At 37.3% G+C, this 15,812-nt stretch carries 12 protein-coding genes; 9 read left to right on the top strand and 3 right to left on the bottom strand.

Annotated features, from left to right (window positions below):
- Window positions 1-80 precede the first annotated feature (80 nt).
- The 3 genes from ptsG to mprF all read left to right on the top strand — a co-directional run bounded on the left by ptsG (window position 81) and on the right by mprF (window position 6,214).
- Window positions 81-2,120, top strand: a complete 2,040-nt coding sequence (ptsG, locus tag CD138_RS01710; protein WP_019167733.1) for a glucose-specific PTS transporter subunit IIBC — start codon at window positions 81-83, stop codon at window positions 2,118-2,120.
- A gap of 273 nt (window positions 2,121-2,393) precedes the next feature.
- On the top strand, window positions 2,394-3,599 hold the full coding sequence (locus tag CD138_RS01705) for an AI-2E family transporter (RefSeq protein WP_019167732.1): 1,206 nt from the start codon (window positions 2,394-2,396) through the stop codon (window positions 3,597-3,599).
- A 95-nt stretch (window positions 3,600-3,694) separates the two neighbouring features.
- Window positions 3,695-6,214, top strand: a complete 2,520-nt coding sequence (mprF, locus tag CD138_RS01700; RefSeq protein WP_019167731.1) for a bifunctional lysylphosphatidylglycerol flippase/synthetase MprF — start codon at window positions 3,695-3,697, stop codon at window positions 6,212-6,214.
- A 396-nt stretch (window positions 6,215-6,610) separates the two neighbouring features.
- Here the strand turns inward: mprF and msrA are convergent, their stop codons facing one another.
- A complete protein-coding gene (gene msrA / locus CD138_RS01695) occupies window positions 6,611-7,129 on the bottom strand; it encodes a peptide-methionine (S)-S-oxide reductase MsrA (protein WP_019167730.1) in 519 nt (172 codons plus the stop codon).
- Window positions 7,130-7,267: 138 nt separating this feature from the next.
- Between msrA and CD138_RS01690 the strand changes: the two genes are divergently transcribed.
- Entirely contained in the window at window positions 7,268-8,248 is a 981-nt protein-coding gene (locus CD138_RS01690) for an LCP family protein (RefSeq protein ID WP_019167729.1), read from the top strand.
- 57 nt (window positions 8,249-8,305) lie between these two features.
- Here CD138_RS01690 and thmT read toward each other — a convergent pair whose 3' ends face one another.
- On the bottom strand, window positions 8,306-8,491 hold the full coding sequence (thmT, locus tag CD138_RS01685; RefSeq protein ID WP_019167728.1) for a 2-hydroxymuconate tautomerase: 186 nt from the start codon (window positions 8,489-8,491) through the stop codon (window positions 8,306-8,308).
- Between the two features lie 112 nt (window positions 8,492-8,603).
- On the opposite strand from thmT, the gene CD138_RS01680 reads away from it, so the two are divergent.
- Together CD138_RS01680 and CD138_RS01675 are read left to right on the top strand one after the other, a co-directional pair.
- Window positions 8,604-9,011: a sporulation protein gene (locus CD138_RS01680; protein WP_019167727.1), complete on the top strand. Its 408-nt coding sequence runs from the start codon at window positions 8,604-8,606 to the stop codon at window positions 9,009-9,011.
- 176 nt (window positions 9,012-9,187) lie between these two features.
- Window positions 9,188-10,450 (top strand): Y-family DNA polymerase, encoded by a 1,263-nt coding sequence (locus tag CD138_RS01675; protein ID WP_019167726.1) that lies wholly within the window; start codon window positions 9,188-9,190, stop codon window positions 10,448-10,450.
- Between the two features lie 190 nt (window positions 10,451-10,640).
- On the opposite strand, the gene CD138_RS01670 is transcribed toward CD138_RS01675, so the two are convergent.
- A complete protein-coding gene (locus CD138_RS01670; RefSeq protein WP_026066794.1) occupies window positions 10,641-11,732 on the bottom strand; it encodes a prephenate dehydrogenase in 1,092 nt (363 codons plus the stop codon).
- Between the two features lie 144 nt (window positions 11,733-11,876).
- Here CD138_RS01670 and CD138_RS01665 point away from each other — a divergent pair, with 144 nt between their 5' ends.
- The 3 genes from CD138_RS01665 (at window position 11,877) to CD138_RS01655 (ending at window position 15,642) form a co-directional block, all read left to right on the top strand.
- Entirely contained in the window at window positions 11,877-12,911 is a 1,035-nt protein-coding gene (locus tag CD138_RS01665; RefSeq protein ID WP_019167725.1) for a M42 family metallopeptidase, read from the top strand.
- A gap of 176 nt (window positions 12,912-13,087) precedes the next feature.
- A complete protein-coding gene (locus tag CD138_RS01660) occupies window positions 13,088-14,353 on the top strand; it encodes an aminoacyltransferase (RefSeq protein WP_019167724.1) in 1,266 nt (421 codons plus the stop codon).
- Window positions 14,354-14,382: 29 nt separating this feature from the next.
- Window positions 14,383-15,642, top strand: coding sequence for an aminoacyltransferase (locus CD138_RS01655; protein ID WP_019167723.1), 1,260 nt, complete (start codon window positions 14,383-14,385; stop codon window positions 15,640-15,642).
- Window positions 15,643-15,812 lie beyond the last annotated feature (170 nt).

Here is a 15,812-nt window from a genome sequence, read left to right as displayed (position 1 = left end):
GTTTAAATTTGTGGACCAAACGTTCACAGCTTTTTACTCATGCCTTTTTGTGTTGTATCAACAAAATAGGAGGGCTTACAGTGAGGAAAAAACTATTTGGACAATTGCAACGTATCGGTAAGGCATTAATGTTACCTGTTGCGATTTTACCTGCTGCCGGTTTGTTACTTGCATTTGGTGCAGCATTACAAGGGGAACAATTGCAATCGTACTTACCATTCATTCAAGCGGATGGGGTACAAAACGTCGCAGATATGATGGCAGCAGCCGGCAGTATCATATTTGAAAACTTACCGATTATTTTTGCAATGGGTGTTGCAATCGGTTTAGCTGGCGGTGACGGGGTTGCGGCAATTGCGGCTTTCGTTGGTTTTATTATTATGAACAAAACAATGGGGCAGTTTTTAGGTGTGACACCTGAAAATGTCAGTGATGCAGCAAAAGGTTATGCGAGTGTCTTAGGTATCCCGACACTACAAACAGGGGTGTTCGGCGGTATTATTATTGGTGCATTAGCGGCATGGTGTTATAACAAGTTTTATAACATTTCTTTACCATCATACCTTGGCTTCTTTGCAGGGAAACGTTTCGTACCGATTGTGATGGCGACGACGTCATTTTTACTTGCATTCCCAATGGCGCTCATTTGGCCATTCATTCAAAATGGTTTAAACGCATTCAGTGAAGGATTATTAGATTCCAACACAGGTTTAGCAGTCTTTTTATTTGGTTTTATTAAGCGTTTATTAATTCCATTCGGTTTACACCATATTTTCCATGCGCCATTCTGGTTTGAATTCGGTTCATATACAAATATGGCGGGTGAAATTATCCGTGGTGACCAACGTATCTTTATCGAACAAATTCGTGAAGGTACAAATTTAACAGCGGGTAAATTCATGCAAGGTGAATTCCCAGTCATGATGTTCGGTTTACCAGCTGCAGCATTAGCAATTTATCACACTGCAAAACCTGAACATAAAAAAGTGGTTGCAGGTTTGATGGGTTCAGCAGCATTAACATCATTCTTAACAGGTATTACAGAACCATTAGAATTTTCATTTTTATTTGTAGCACCATTATTATTCTTTATTCATGCTGTATTAGACGGTTTAAGTTTCTTAATTTTATACTTACTTGATTTACACTTAGGTTATACATTCTCTGGTGGATTTATCGACTTTTTATTACTCGGTATCTTACCAAACAAAACACAATGGTGGCTCGTTATCCCAGTCGGCCTTGTGTACGCAGTCATTTACTACACGATCTTCCGTTTCTTAATTACGAAAATGAATTACAAAACGCCAGGTCGTGAAGATAAACAGACAGAAGCGCCTAAGACATCTGCGAGTGAGTTGCCTTATGCCGTATTACAAGCGATGGGTGACAAAGACAACATTAAACATTTAGATGCATGTATTACAAGATTACGTGTAGAAGTGAATGATAAATCCAAAGTCGATGTCGCACGTTTGAAAGATTTAGGGGCTTCGGGTGTGTTAGAAGTCGGCAACAACATGCAAGCAATTTTTGGACCGAAATCAGACCAAATCAAACACGAAATGCAACAAATTATGTCAGGTCAAGCTGTACAACATCCTGTAGATTTAGATAGTGATAAGGATGAAGCAGTCGTGGTCGATGAGGCTGCCGACACAACTTCTGTTACGAAAACAGGACAAGTTGTTGCACCTATGGACGGTGAAGTCGTGCCATTATCTGAAGTACCTGACCAAGTATTTAGCGAAAAAATGATGGGTGAAGGGATTGCTATTCGTCCAACAAGCGGCGAAGTTTACGCACCATTTGACGGTAAAATTCAATTGATTTTCCCAACGAAACACGCATTTGGATTAGTGTCTGACAATGGTTTAGAATTATTGATCCATGTCGGCTTGGATACTGTGAAATTAAACGGTGAAGGTTTTACGGTGCACGTTGAAGAAGGTCAAACAGTTAAAGCAGGCGACCATTTAATGACTGTAGATTTAGACATCATTCGTGCATCAGCGAAAAGTGATATTACGCCAATCATTGTGACGCAATCAGATGTGACAGCGTTGAAATATACAGAGGCTACTGAAGTCAAACACGGTGAAAAATTATTTGAAGTTTAATTGTAAACTACAAGAAAGACTAGGACGATATGATCCTAGTCTTTTTCTTCTTTATGCGTATCATTTCGAATTTACCGCATCTTCTATTGGGGGTCTAGATGATGAAAATTCGAAAAAAGTCCGATGTTTTGAACGGTGAACCGACTGAAATGAATAGGAAATGTTATTAAAATGCTCATCTATAAAAATACTTTGGTATAATAGGTTTTAAGTTTCAATCTTATGTAAAAAACGATAAACTATAAGTAATTTCTAAAAGGCTTGGTGAATGATATGTCTGAAAAGCAACATAAGGAAAATGGACTTTCCAAAAACATTGATATCCGAGAAAGCCGCTTCATGAAATTTTTCGGAGGCAAAGATCTCATTTTTGCGTTACTCGTTTTTATTTTATTTGGAATTGTGATCTTTATTTTTGATCGCGTTTCATATATTTTCCAGCCGTTTATCATCATTTTTAATACGATTGCAGCGCCTATTATCATTGCGCTCATCCTGTATTACTTATTCAATCCTGTAATCAATTTGATGGAACGGTATAATATTAACCGTATTTGGGGCATTACGATTTTATTTTTAGGAATCATTGGTATCATTACGATTGCAGTGAATTTGCTGATTCCGATTGTATCATTTCAATTTGAGCGCTTGATGGATAACTTCCCGAATTATTTAAACAAAGTGACATCATTTGCCAATAACATGATGCATATCCCATTTTTATCGGATTACTATTCACAAATTGAGAAGGCTGTGACAGGCTTGCAGGAGAAGATTCCGACTTTTGCAGATGGCTTGAGTTCTAAAATTCGTGTTTTCGCTGAAGCAGTTGTGAATATTACAGTCGTTATTATTACGGTGCCGTTCGTGTTATTCTTCATGTTAAAAGATGGCCACCGTTTTAAAGAGTTTTCAAATAAAATTGTACCGCCAAAATTCCGTAAAGATGTGCATGATTTGTTAGATAAAATGAGTGAACAAGTGGGCTCATACATTCAAGGTCAAATCATTGTCTCATTTTGTATCGGTATTTTACTCTTTATCGGTTATTCAATTATCGGTTTAGACTATGCTTTAATTTTAGCAAGTATCGCAGCAGTAACGAGTGTGGTGCCGTATTTAGGACCTACGATTGCGATTTCCCCAGCAATTATTATTTCGATTATTACATCACCGTTTATGTTGATTAAACTCATTATTGTATGGACAGCAGTGCAGTTTATTGAAGGGCATTTTATTTCACCTAATATTATGGGTAAAACACTTAAAATTCATCCTTTAACGATTATCTTTGTCCTTTTATGTGCCGGAAATTTACTGGGCATTGTCGGTGTGATTTTGGGAATTCCGAGCTATGCGATTTTAAAAGTACTCGTTTCGCATATCTTCCTTCTATTCAAGCGTCGTTATAATAAATATTATGCGGATGATGCAGGTCCTTATGAGATGCCTAAAGAAGAATATAGTCGTAACGATTAAATGAGTGTAGCATAACGAGATTGGGCGGTTTTGTGAAGCTCAATCTCTTTTTATTGGTATGCACAGTTATTACACTACAGAAAGGACCCCTAATCATGACAAAACAGCATTTATTAAAATACTTTAAAGTCGCGTTTATTCTATTTTTGATTGTAACGATTTCTATCGTATTAGGACGTGAATTAGCGCATATTGATTTTAAACGTGTTTTCCTTTTATTTAATCAAATTAGTCGAATGGAAACGTTTAGCCTCTTTTTACTTGGGGGCAGTTCTGTGATTTTATTATCACTCTATGATGTCATTTTAACGGCACGCTTCAAGTTATCCTTATCAAAGTTTAAAGCATTACGTGTCGGTTATATTATTAATTCATTTAACAATATTATCGGTTTTGGCGGTTTTATTGGAGCGAGCGTCAGAATGTGGTTTTACGGGAGTTTTACGACTGAACGTAAAAAACTCGTGAAATTTATTTCGTACATGTTGACTTCGATGTTAACAGGTCTGAGCTTTTTATCGTTACTGATTGTGACGCACGTGCTAGATGTTAGCTTTTTAAATCGCACATCAGTATGGTTTACTGTTTTTCTTTATATTGTTGCATTTTTATTACCTGTTTTTATTATTGTTTCATGGGTATCACCGGTTGATCGTTCAGCACGTTGGTTAGGTTCTGTATTTACGATTATATCGAGTATGGAATGGTTGCTTGCGAGTATCGTACTGTACTGTGCTTTTACGCTTGTAGGGGTGAATGTGTCTTTTCCAATTGTGTTAAGCATCTTCATCGTTGCAGCGATTTCAGGGCTGTTATCGTTTATTCCTGGGGGCTTCGGGGCGTTTGACCTCATCGTCTTACTCGGGTTACAACAACTCGGTGTAGCAGAAGAAAAAGTCGTTTTAGGGTTATTACTTTATCGTTTTGCTTATTATTTCTTCCCGCTACTCATCGCACTCGTGTTAACGGTATTCGAATTTGGAACAGTAGCACGTAAATATGTACTTGAATCGAAATACTTTTTGCCTGCTAAAGAATTATCTGGCTTCTTAAAGTCCTTCCAAAAAGATTTAGTCGGATTAGTGCCATCTATTGCTTTAAGTATATTAGTCTTTATGATGAGCTTGATTTTACTGCTCAACAATTTTTCAATTATATTTGATGCAGCCAACAAGAAACATCATTTATTGTTTACGTTGTTGTACATCTTTAACGTCAGTGCGAGCTTGATTTTATTACTGAATTTACGTGGTATTGTGGCACGAAGTAAACGCGCGATTTTATTTGCGATTGTTGCTATGGTGATTTTGTTGCTGTCTAACTTCTACGTTTACGGTTTGTCATTGTTAGTGGTGATCATCGTGCTCATATTAGCCGCATTGATTTTTGCTTACCGCAAGTCACGCGTATTGAAACGACCTGTACGAATGAAAAGTATGTTGGCCATGGTCGTTATTAGTGTCATTTTACTGTACTTCAACCAAATGCTCGTTCGTGAATTTTTATTGGCGCTCGATGTTTTACCGCCTAAAGTGGACTTCTTCTTGTTACGTTCGACATTTTGGTTATCTATTATCGGTATGACGATTCTAGTTGTTGTACTTATCTATATCTTTGAATGGAATTATCGTCGTCCTAGAGAGTTACATGATCGAGAAATCGCAAGTGCTATTTTAAAACAACATGGCGGACATCTCCTCAGTCATTTGCTATATAGTGATGACAAGCTTGTGTTTGTGAACGAACAAAAAACGGCATTTATCATGTATCGTCACGATCGTAGTTCATTTATTGTGCTTGGTGATCCAGTCGGCGAAAAGTCAGATTTTTATTCATTGTTGACCGAGTTTTATGAATATGCAACGTATTTAGGTGGCGACGTCATATTTTATCAAGTTTCGAAAGATTATTTGACGTTATATCATGACTTTGGTAATCAGTTCTTTAAATTGGGAGAAGAAGCGCTCATTCCAGTGGCTGACTTTACTGTTGCAGGAAAGAAACGTCGTGGTTTCCGTGCGACATTGAATAAATTGGAGTCGTTAGGTTATCAATTTGAAATTCTCGACACCCCATTAGATGAAGCGACATACGAACGCTTGCATGAGATTAGCCGTGAGTGGTTAGGGAAGCAGCAAGAATTTTATTTCTCTGTGGGTCGTTTTACGCCGTCTTATGTCAATGCGGCACCAGTCGCTGTGTTAAGAAATGAAGATGGTCATATCGATGCGTTTTGTACATTGATGCCGGTTGAAGGTTCGACAACGATTTCTGTTGACTTAATTCGTTGGGATAAGTCTTTAGGATTACCGTTTATGGATGCCTTATATTTGCATATGATTTTGTGGGCACAAGCAGAAGGGTATGAACATTTTAATATGGGAATGGCAACCTTGTCGAATGTCGGTCAAGTGCCATATGGCCATTTAAGAGAAAAATTTGCGGGTCGTTTTTATGAACATTTTAATGGTTTGTATAGCTTCCAAGGCTTACGTCAATATAAAAGTAAATTCAATCCGGAATGGGAATCACGTTTTCTCATTTATCATCGAGGACAAAGTGCATGGGAAAGCTTGCTGAAAGTGACACGTGTCATTCGAAAAAAATATAAATAGATTTCATTGAGGGGCTTGGACATTAAGTGTTCGGGTCCCTTTTCTCATAAGCCAGGGGTTTAGGGATAGCAATGATCGGGTCGTTTGATTGGATGAAAATCTTTTTAAGCATGATGCGCGTGATATTGAAAGTGAGCGTATAAAGTTATATGATAAAAATGAATTGATTAAAATAAGTAAAAGCATCACGGGGGAAAGGCATATTTAACAATATTGGATGTCACCTTCGTTGGACTTTAGCAGGGAATGGTAACGCAGAGGAAGTGAAAGTGGATAACATGAAAGGCATCTTTTCCGCTTCTTAAATTGAAGGTCAAGATATGCTTTAATAGGATGTATCAAAGTTGATAAAAAGACTGGAAACTTTGATAAGCTTCCAGTCAGTTTGTGATAATTCTATTGAATGCCGTGTTCTTTAGCGTATGCTTCACGTTCTGCTTTTTCTTGTGCAAAACGTTCAGGTTGTTTTTTATAAAAGTCTTGGTGGTATGCTTCTGCTTCATAAAATGCTGAAGCGGGTAACACTTTTGTTGCAATCGCTTTGTCGTGATTTAACGTGCCTTCTAATGAAGCAATATAAGATTCAGCCACTTGACGTTGATCATCATTAGTATAAAAAATTGCAGTACGGTATTGTGAACCTCGGTCTTGGAATTGTCCACCGTCATCTGTCGGGTCAATGACTGAGAAGAAAATTTCTAACAGTTTTTGGTAAGAAAAAAGTGCGACGTCATATTCAATTTTTACAGTTTCATAGTGTCCTGTATCGCCTGATTTCACTTGTTCATATGTGGGGTGATCGACGTGTCCGCCCATATAACCGGACTTCACCTTTTCAATCCCTTCATTTTGATCGAAGGGTTGTGTCATACACCAAAAACAACCGCCTGCGAAATATGCTGTGTTGATATTCATCTAAACATCCTTCCCTTTGTGAGACCTTGGTACCATTTTTAATGTTTTTACTTGATTTTTAAAATAAATTTATATAACGTTAGTGTGTATTAATTATAATACATAATTACACAATTTTGAAGATATAAGGTTGATAAGATGAAAGAAAACAATTTGAATCGTAGCAGCTCAAACTCTTCTGAGAAAACATTGAAACGTCGAAAAAAGAGAAAGATACGAAAATTGCCATTTGTTATATTGGCGTTGATTCTTATTATTCTTATTATTCTTATTTTTGTCGTGTACGCTTTTTCAAGTTACAAAAATGGACTTGAAGTGGCTAAGGACAAGCATCAAGCTTCAAAGATCCACAAATTTAATGGCGTATCTAAAAATGATGGTAAAGCAACTGTACTCATCTTAGGTGCTGACCGTGAAGATGGTGGTGTATCACGTACAGACTCTATTATGGTCGCACAATACGACTATATTAAGAAAGATATGAAGATCATTTCTGTCATGCGTGATATTTATGCTGATATTCCTGGATACAATAGTTATAAAATTAATGCGGCATACTCATTAGGTGGCCCTGAGCTATTGCGCCAAACGTTAAAGTCGAATTTAGGCATTGATCCAGAATATTACGCCACTCTAGATTTTAAAGGCTTTGAAGCTATGATTGATGAACTTGCCCCAAAAGGTGTGCCAATTAATGTGGAAAAAGATATGTCTGAAAAAATTGGTGTATCTTTAAAAAAAGGGAATCATCGTTTAAATGGTAAAGAGTTACTTGGTTATGCACGTTTCCGTAATGACCCAGAAGGAGATTTTGGGCGAGTAAGAAGACAGCAACAAGTTATGGCGGCATTAAAGCAACAATTGGTTCAACCTTCATCTATTTTCAAAGCACCGAAGCTTGCAGGGATTATGCGTGGTTATGTGAGTACCGATATGCCGGATTCAGCAATTTATCAAACGGGATTCAGCTTTATCGTGCGAGGAGACAAAGACATTAAAACGCTCAGTGTACCCGTAAAAGGCAGCTATGAAAATATTACGACGAATGATGGGGGATCAGCTTTAGGTATTGATAAAGCTGAAAATAAAAAGAGAATTAAAGCATTTTTGGAAGATTAAAACATAAAAAACGAGTCTGAGTGTTTAGCTCAGGCTCGTTTTATACTTACTTTTATTTTATTGATCTGATTTACGTACGCCAGCGACACCGTAATGTTCTTTTTTCATTTCTTGAATGACTACAGAAATGGCATTGCGATCAGCGTTAGTTGTACTTTCCACGGCATCTGTCACTTCTTTAACCAAGTTTCTTAATTGTTCGTCACTGCGCCCCTCTAATAATTGAACTGTTACTATTGGCATCGTTCTAACCTCCTCATACTTTGTCTTCATTATACCATTTTTGTTCAGAGTTGCGCGATAGAATCGTTAGCCGGTATCATAAGAGTAAAGAAATGAAATATGGAGGGATTTTATGGGTTTTGACAACGTATTAACATCTCTAGGCATCAATGGTATGAAAGTCTTTATTCGATTAGAACAGCAAGCGTTTGATGTTTCTGATGCGATTGCCGGAACAATCCATTTAAAAGCAGGTCAAAGTGATCAAAAAGTGAATCATATTGTGTTAACAATGATAGAAAAATATGAAAATGATGATGAAACAAGTGATTTTTCATTGATTTCACATGAATTGAATCGTTTTGAGATAGACGAAGCTTTTACAATTGATGTCGGTGAAGAAAAAGAAATTCCGTTTCATTTTCATCCAGATACATTGAACTTCAAATCAAATAAAAGTCACGTTTATCTCAATACACATGTCTATATTGATTATGGTGTTGATGAGGAAACTGAAGCGGTGATTCCATATCGTCGTTAATGAAATGAATTTATGGTAGGTACGGTCATATATTGGCGTATCTACCTTTTTTAGTGCGCGATGTACCATTGTAGCGTGTTGTTTAAAAACAGAACATACATTCTTTTTGTCTTGATTATAGAACAAGTGTTCGTGTATAATGAGAATATCAGGTTGATAAGTAAGGGTGAGATGTGATGTATGATTATCATTTATTAGAAGATAGGGACATTTTATGTGTTGATCAAAAAAGTTTTTTTGCGAGTGTGTCTTGTATTGAGAAAGGGCTCGATCCGCTGACTACCAAGCTTGCAGTCGTTGCAGATACAAAAAGGCAAGGTTCTGTCGTGTTGGCGGCGACACCTCCTCTAAAAGCGATGGGAATTCAGACAGGTTCACGTTTGTTTGAAATTCCACATCATAATGACATTTATATTATTAATCCGAGTATGCGACGTTATTTAGAGGTGTCACTTAAAATTTCTGAAATTGCACTTCGCTATGTGCCGCCTGAAGATTTACATCAGTACAGTATTGATGAGTTTTTTATGGATGTCACGAAGAGTTACTATCGCTTCAATACGACGCTACAGACATTTTGTGAACGTTTGATTAAAGAAATCTATGATGAGACGAAAGTGCATTGTGCGATAGGAATTGGCTCGAATATGTTGCTCAGTAAGTTAGCGCTCGATCATGAGGCGAAAAAGCGAACAGATTATATTGCGGAATGGCGTTATCAAGATGTGCCTGACAAAGTATGGGAAATTACACCGCTGAGTTCATTTTGGGGTATTGCTAAAAAGACAGAGAAGAAATTAAATCAGCGAGGGATATTTAAAATTGGACAGTTGGCACAATATCCATATGAATATTTGAAGCGGGATTTCGGAATTTTAGGTGTGGATTGGCACCTGCATGCGCACGGGATAGATCAAAGTCGTATGAATGAGGCGTATCAAATCATTAATCCGTCGATATGTAAAAGTCAAATTTTATTGCGTGATTATACGTACCGTGAAGCACATGTGGTCATGCAAGAGTTGATTGAAGACGTGGCGCAACGTTTGAGAGCGCGTCAGCAAATTGCACGGACGATTCATTTTTCTATGGGTTATAAAGAAGGTGGTCGTGTGTCGAAACAGTATACGTTACACACTGGGACGAATTTAGATCAAGATATCTATCGAGAGGTGAAGCGCTTAGCTGATATGCATTGTGACCAAGGCGCGTTGTATCGGACGCTCAGTGTATCACTTACACAATTGATGGATGAAAATGAACGGAATTTAGATTTGTTTACCGATGAATTTCAACGATTGCGCCAAGAGAAGTTAGCGAAAACAATCGATGGGTTACAAGCAAAATATGGGAGAGGTATCGTATCGAGAGCTATTTCTCTCACTGATGCAGGTACGAAATATGGTCGTTTAGGATTAATGGCAGGTCATCAAATGTAAGACAGGCTTTGACATTGGCATAGCACGAGCGCGAACATACTAAGATGAGGGCGGGACACAATTGAGTTTCCCAGCCCCTTCCTACGATGTAAGCAAAAATCAAAAATATGAAGCTGTAAAATCAATGAAAGTGAATAGCGCTCAAAATTTTTAACTTTCTATTGCTTATACAATGATTAAATATGAAAAATTAACTTAAATACGTATCAAAATCAGAAAGTGCGATTATTGCTGCGTCACGATCTTCAGCTTTTTTAAAACTGATACGTAAAGCACCGTAAATATCTTCACGCACTTCTAAAATACGCAAGTTACGTATAGAAATTTGATGTGTACTCAGTATTTCTGTCACTTTTGAAATCATCCCCGGTTTATCAGGAATATCGACGTAAAGGTCGTACGTACTTTGCATCGCGCCTTTACCCCGAATAGGTAACCCATCACGATATGTTTTCGCTTGGTCGAAAAATTGATATAACGCTTCTTCGTGACCTTGTTCAAGCATGTCCACGGTTTCGGTAAGCTGTTGTTGCAGCTGTTTTAAAGATGAAACGATATGTGCTTTATTTTCAATCGAAATGTCGCGCCACATTTCAGGACTACTGCTTGCAACACGTGTAATATCTCTAAATCCACCTGCAGCTAAATCTTGAATTAAAGGTACGTCTTCTGCATAAAAGGCATTCAAATGAACCAAACTCGAAGCAATGAGATGCGGAACATGACTGACCACACCTGTGATTTGATCGTGTTCATCAGCGGTTAAATGAATGAAACGCGCGTGTGTCGGTGCAAGTAATTGTTCAATTTGTTGTGCGGCTTCTTGATTTTCTGTTAACTGATGAACGAGGATGTAGTAGGCATTTTCAAAGAGATGTTTTTTCGCATTAAGTACCCCGGATTTATGACTTCCTGCCATGGGATGACCACCGACGAGATGAATATCTGCTGAGAGTAAGTCTTTTTCGAATGCTTGGATAGTAGATTTTGTACTGCCTGTATCCGTCACAATTAAACCAGGTTTCGTTTTCAATTGTGGAAGTTGATTCAAATATTGCACTGTTGTTTGTACAGGTGTTGCAAAGATCACGATATCTGCTTCTTGCAAGGTCGTTTCATAGTTTGAAGACGCTTGATCGATAATGCCAATGGATAAGGCACGTTCTAATTGTTCGTGATGTGCATCATAGGCGGAAATCGTGATGTCTGGATGAAAATATTTAATGTTACTTGCTAAACTTCCTCCTATTAAGCCTAAACCAACAAAAAATACGTGGGTCATGCTAAAACACCGCCTCTATTTTTTATAAATATGCCATAGTTTAACATTTTAACGCGTTTAATTGCAATAGTACTTATACGAATACGTGAGATTTTATAGAATCATCGGTACAATAGAAACAAAGATATAAGGGAGGACGTTGTAATGAATGAACCAGTGATTGAAACATTAGCTGCCTTGACAGCGATTCATAGCCCATCAGGTAATGCGGACCGTGCGATATCGTATGTACAGCAAACAGTGGCATCTTATGGTTATGAAACACAGTTGACGAGAAAGGGTGGGTTATTAATTGAAGTGAAAGGCGACGATGATACACAGAAAAAGTGTATTACGGCGCATGTGGATACACTAGGGGCGATGGTCAAAGAAATTTTAGAAGACGGCCGACTCCGTTTAGCGTTAATTGGCGGTTTTCGTTATAACGCGATTGAAGGCGAATATTGTACGATCGAAACAGCAACAGGTCAGACGTATCGAGGCACAATACTGCTACACGAGACATCGCCACACGTTTATGCGAATAACCATGAAATTCCACGGAATCAAGATCATATCGAAGTCCGTATTGATGAGAAAGTAACGTCAGCAGCTGAAACACGAGCACTCGGTATAGAAGTAGGCGATTTTGTCAGCTTTGATCCGCGAACAGAAGTGACAGCTTCAGGGTTTATTAAATCACGTCATTTAGATGATAAAGTGAGTGTCGCAATCATTATGGAATTTTTAAAACAGTACCGTCATCGCAAAGACCAGTTACCACACACGATTCAATTTTATATTTCAAATAATGAAGAAATTGGATATGGCGCAAATTCAAGTATTGACCCCAAAATAGTTGAGTTTATTGCATTTGATATGGGGGCGCTAGGAGATGGTCAAGCTTCTGATGAATATACGGTATCGATTTGTGCACAAGATGCTTCAGGACCTTATCATAAACAGTTACGTCATCACCTCGTATCATTATGTCAAGAACACAACATCCCTTATAAAGTCGACATTTATCCATTTTATGCCTCAGATGCTTCAGCGGCGCTAAAAGCAGGAGCAGATGTCAAACACGGCCTTTTCGGTGCAGGCATCGAGTCATCTCATGCAATGGAACGCACGCATTTAGATTCTATTAAAGCAGCGCAAGCATTATTAGAAGCCTACTGTTTTTCAAAATTAGTGTAGTCGCACCACGTCTTGTTGGCGAATTCTGATACAATAAGTTAAAATGTAGAAAGACTATAAGGGTGTATATGAGGGAAATGAAAAAAGATTGTATATCTTTTAAAGATAGTGAAATAAGGGTATATCAGAATATGTAATATCGCTAAAAGATATAAAGAGAAATAGGAGTATTAAAAATGAAGTTTACAAATTTAACAACGGCAGAATTCGGTGCGTTCACGGATAGTATGCCATACAGCCATTTTACGCAAATGGTAGGGAACTACGAGCTTAAAGTGGCAGAAGGTGTCGAAACACATCTCGTCGGTATTAAAGATAATCAAAACCAAGTATTAGCTGCTTGTTTATTAACTGCGGTACCAGTCATGAAAGTGTTCAAATATTTTTATACGAATCGCGGACCTGTGATGGATTATGAGAACCAAGAACTCGTTCATTTCTTTTTTAATGAACTGACGAAATATGTAAAAAAATACAATGCATTATATGTAAGAGTCGACCCGTACTTGCCAATGTTAAAACGTAATCATGATGGTGAAGTGATTGAACGATTCCAAAATGATTGGTTCTTTGACAAAATGGCGCAACTCGGGTTTGAACACGAAGGCTTTACAACGGGATTTGACACAGTAAGACAAATTCGTTTCCATTCTGTACTAGATGTTGAAGGTAAAACGGCTAAAGATATACTGAACAATATGGATAGTTTGAGAAAGCGAAATACGAAAAAAGTGCAGAAAAATGGTGTGAAAGTGCGCTTTTTGGATGAGAATGAGTTACATATTTTACGCTCGTTTATGGAAGATACATCGGAAACAAAAGACTTTGTTGACCGTGAAGATGACTTTTATTATCACCGACTTAAACATTATAAAGACCGTGTTCTCGTCCCATTAGCTTACATTGATTTTACAACGTATATACCAGAGCTGAAATCTGAAGAGCAAGATTTCCACAAACAAATTGCTAAAACTGAAAAAGAACTTGAGAAACGCCCAGACAACCAAAAAGCATTGAATAAAAAGAAAAATTTAATGCAACAATTAGAAGCGAACCAAGCTAAAATTCAAGAAGCGGAACAATTACAAGCGAAACATGGTGACACATTACCAATATCAGCCGGCTTCTTTATTATTAATCCGTTTGAAGTGGTGTATTATGCGGGTGGAACAGCAAATGAATTCCGCCACTTTGCAGGAAGCTATGCTGTTCAATGGGAAATGATTAATTACGCGATTGAACACGACATTCCACGCTACAACTTTTACGGTATTAGTGGTCACTTTACTGAAGATGCGGAAGATGCTGGAGTGGTCAAGTTCAAAAAAGGCTATAACGCAGATGTCATTGAATACGTAGGTGATTTTATTAAGCCCGTTCAAAAACCGGTCTATAAGATTTATACGACATTAAAACAGCTTAAAAAGAAGATTAAAAGATAAGATGAGTGAAGAGAAGGGGATTTATTGGTATGAAATTTACAGAATTAACAGTTGAAGAATACGACCAATTTGTTCAAAATCCTGCATTAGAAAGTCATTATTTTCAGGTGAAAGAAAATATTGCAACACGTGAAGCAGATGATTTTCAAGTGGTGCTGTTAGGTGTGAAAGATGACAACAACCAAGTTTTAGCAGCGAGCTTATTTTCCAAAATTCCAACAGCAGGAAGTTATGTTTATTATTCAAACCGTGGTCCGGTTATGGATTATAGTGATTTAGGGTTAGCAGATTTTTATTTAAAGGAATTAGATCAATATTTAAATAGAAATAAATGCTTATACGTAAAAATGGACCCATATTGGATTTATCAAGTGTATGATAAAGATATTCATCCTATTGGTGACAAGATGCCTAACGATAAACTTGTACAACTATTCAAATCACATGGTTACCGTCATCATGGTTTTACAACATCATATGATACGTCTAGCCAAGTGAGATGGATGGGTGTGTTGGATTTAAAAGATCACACACCACAAACGTTGAAAAAGCAATTTGATAGTCAGCGTAAACGTAATATTAATAAAGCAACTAATTTTGGTGTGAAAGTAAGGTTTCTTGAAGCGGATGAATTTGATCAATTTTTAGAATTATACCGTGAAACTGAAGAACGTGCAGGATTTGTCTCTAAAACGGACGACTATTTCAAAAACTTTATTAACACATACGGCCATAAAGCGCTTGTACCATTGGCTTACATTGATCTAGATGAATATATTACGTCGTTGCAAGAAAGTTTAAACGACAAAGAAACGCGCCGTGACCAAATGATGGCCAATGAAAATAAATCAGATAAACAAATTAAGAAAATTGCAGAATTAGATAAACAAATCGACCATGATCAACAAGAGATGTTAAAAGCGAGTGAATTACGCAAAACGGATGGTTCTGTTTTAAACTTAGCAGCAGGCGTTTATTTTGCGAATGCATACGAAATTAATTACTTCTCAGGTGGTTCAAGTGAGAAATACAGCCACTTTATGGGACCATACGCCATGCATTGGTTTATGATTAATTATTGTTTTGACCATGGTTATGAGCGTTATAATTTTTACGGTGTCTCAGGCGATTTCACTGAAAATAGCGAGGACTATGGTGTGTATCGCTTTAAACGAGGATTCGGAGTGCAAATTGAAGAGCTGGTTGGTGACTTCTATAAACCGATCCATAAAGTAAAATATTTCGTGTTTGATGTGTTAAATCGATTGCGCTCAAAAATTAAACGATAACATAACAATAAAAAGCCTGTACTTTGTGAAAATGCAAAGCTACCGGCTTTTTAATTTGGACTAATCAGGCGCATTTAAAGGCTTTTAACAGCTATGCACGGAGAATGAAGTAAAAATTCAATTTGACTATATTTATGTTATGTAAACCCTATATAGAAATTATATAGATT

Source organism: Staphylococcus intermedius NCTC 11048 (genome assembly GCF_002902385.1).
Classification (GTDB): domain Bacteria; phylum Bacillota; class Bacilli; order Staphylococcales; family Staphylococcaceae; genus Staphylococcus; species Staphylococcus intermedius.
The sequence above is the reverse complement of the archived record's forward strand: the minus strand, read 5'-3'. Positions and strand labels throughout refer to the sequence as shown.

What these genes read in the sequence shown, in the direction of transcription:
- CD138_RS01705 (WP_019167732.1), top strand. Translation starts at nt 2,394, where the DNA reads ATGTCTGAAAAGCAACATAAGGAAAATGGACTTTCCAAAAACATTGAT.
- CD138_RS01680 (WP_019167727.1), top strand. Translation starts at nt 8,604, where the DNA reads ATGGGTTTTGACAACGTATTAACATCTCTAGGCATCAATGGTATGAAA.
- msrA (WP_019167730.1), bottom strand. Translation starts at nt 7,129, where the DNA reads ATGAATATCAACACAGCATATTTCGCAGGCGGTTGTTTTTGGTGTATG.
- CD138_RS01690 (WP_019167729.1), top strand. Translation starts at nt 7,268, where the DNA reads ATGAAAGAAAACAATTTGAATCGTAGCAGCTCAAACTCTTCTGAGAAA.
- thmT (WP_019167728.1), bottom strand. Translation starts at nt 8,491, where the DNA reads ATGCCAATAGTAACAGTTCAATTATTAGAGGGGCGCAGTGACGAACAA.
- mprF (WP_019167731.1), top strand. Translation starts at nt 3,695, where the DNA reads ATGACAAAACAGCATTTATTAAAATACTTTAAAGTCGCGTTTATTCTA.
- CD138_RS01670 (WP_026066794.1), bottom strand. Translation starts at nt 11,732, where the DNA reads ATGACCCACGTATTTTTTGTTGGTTTAGGCTTAATAGGAGGAAGTTTA.
- CD138_RS01655 (WP_019167723.1), top strand. Translation starts at nt 14,383, where the DNA reads ATGAAATTTACAGAATTAACAGTTGAAGAATACGACCAATTTGTTCAA.
- CD138_RS01665 (WP_019167725.1), top strand. Translation starts at nt 11,877, where the DNA reads ATGAATGAACCAGTGATTGAAACATTAGCTGCCTTGACAGCGATTCAT.
- CD138_RS01660 (WP_019167724.1), top strand. Translation starts at nt 13,088, where the DNA reads ATGAAGTTTACAAATTTAACAACGGCAGAATTCGGTGCGTTCACGGAT.
- CD138_RS01675 (WP_019167726.1), top strand. Translation starts at nt 9,188, where the DNA reads ATGTATGATTATCATTTATTAGAAGATAGGGACATTTTATGTGTTGAT.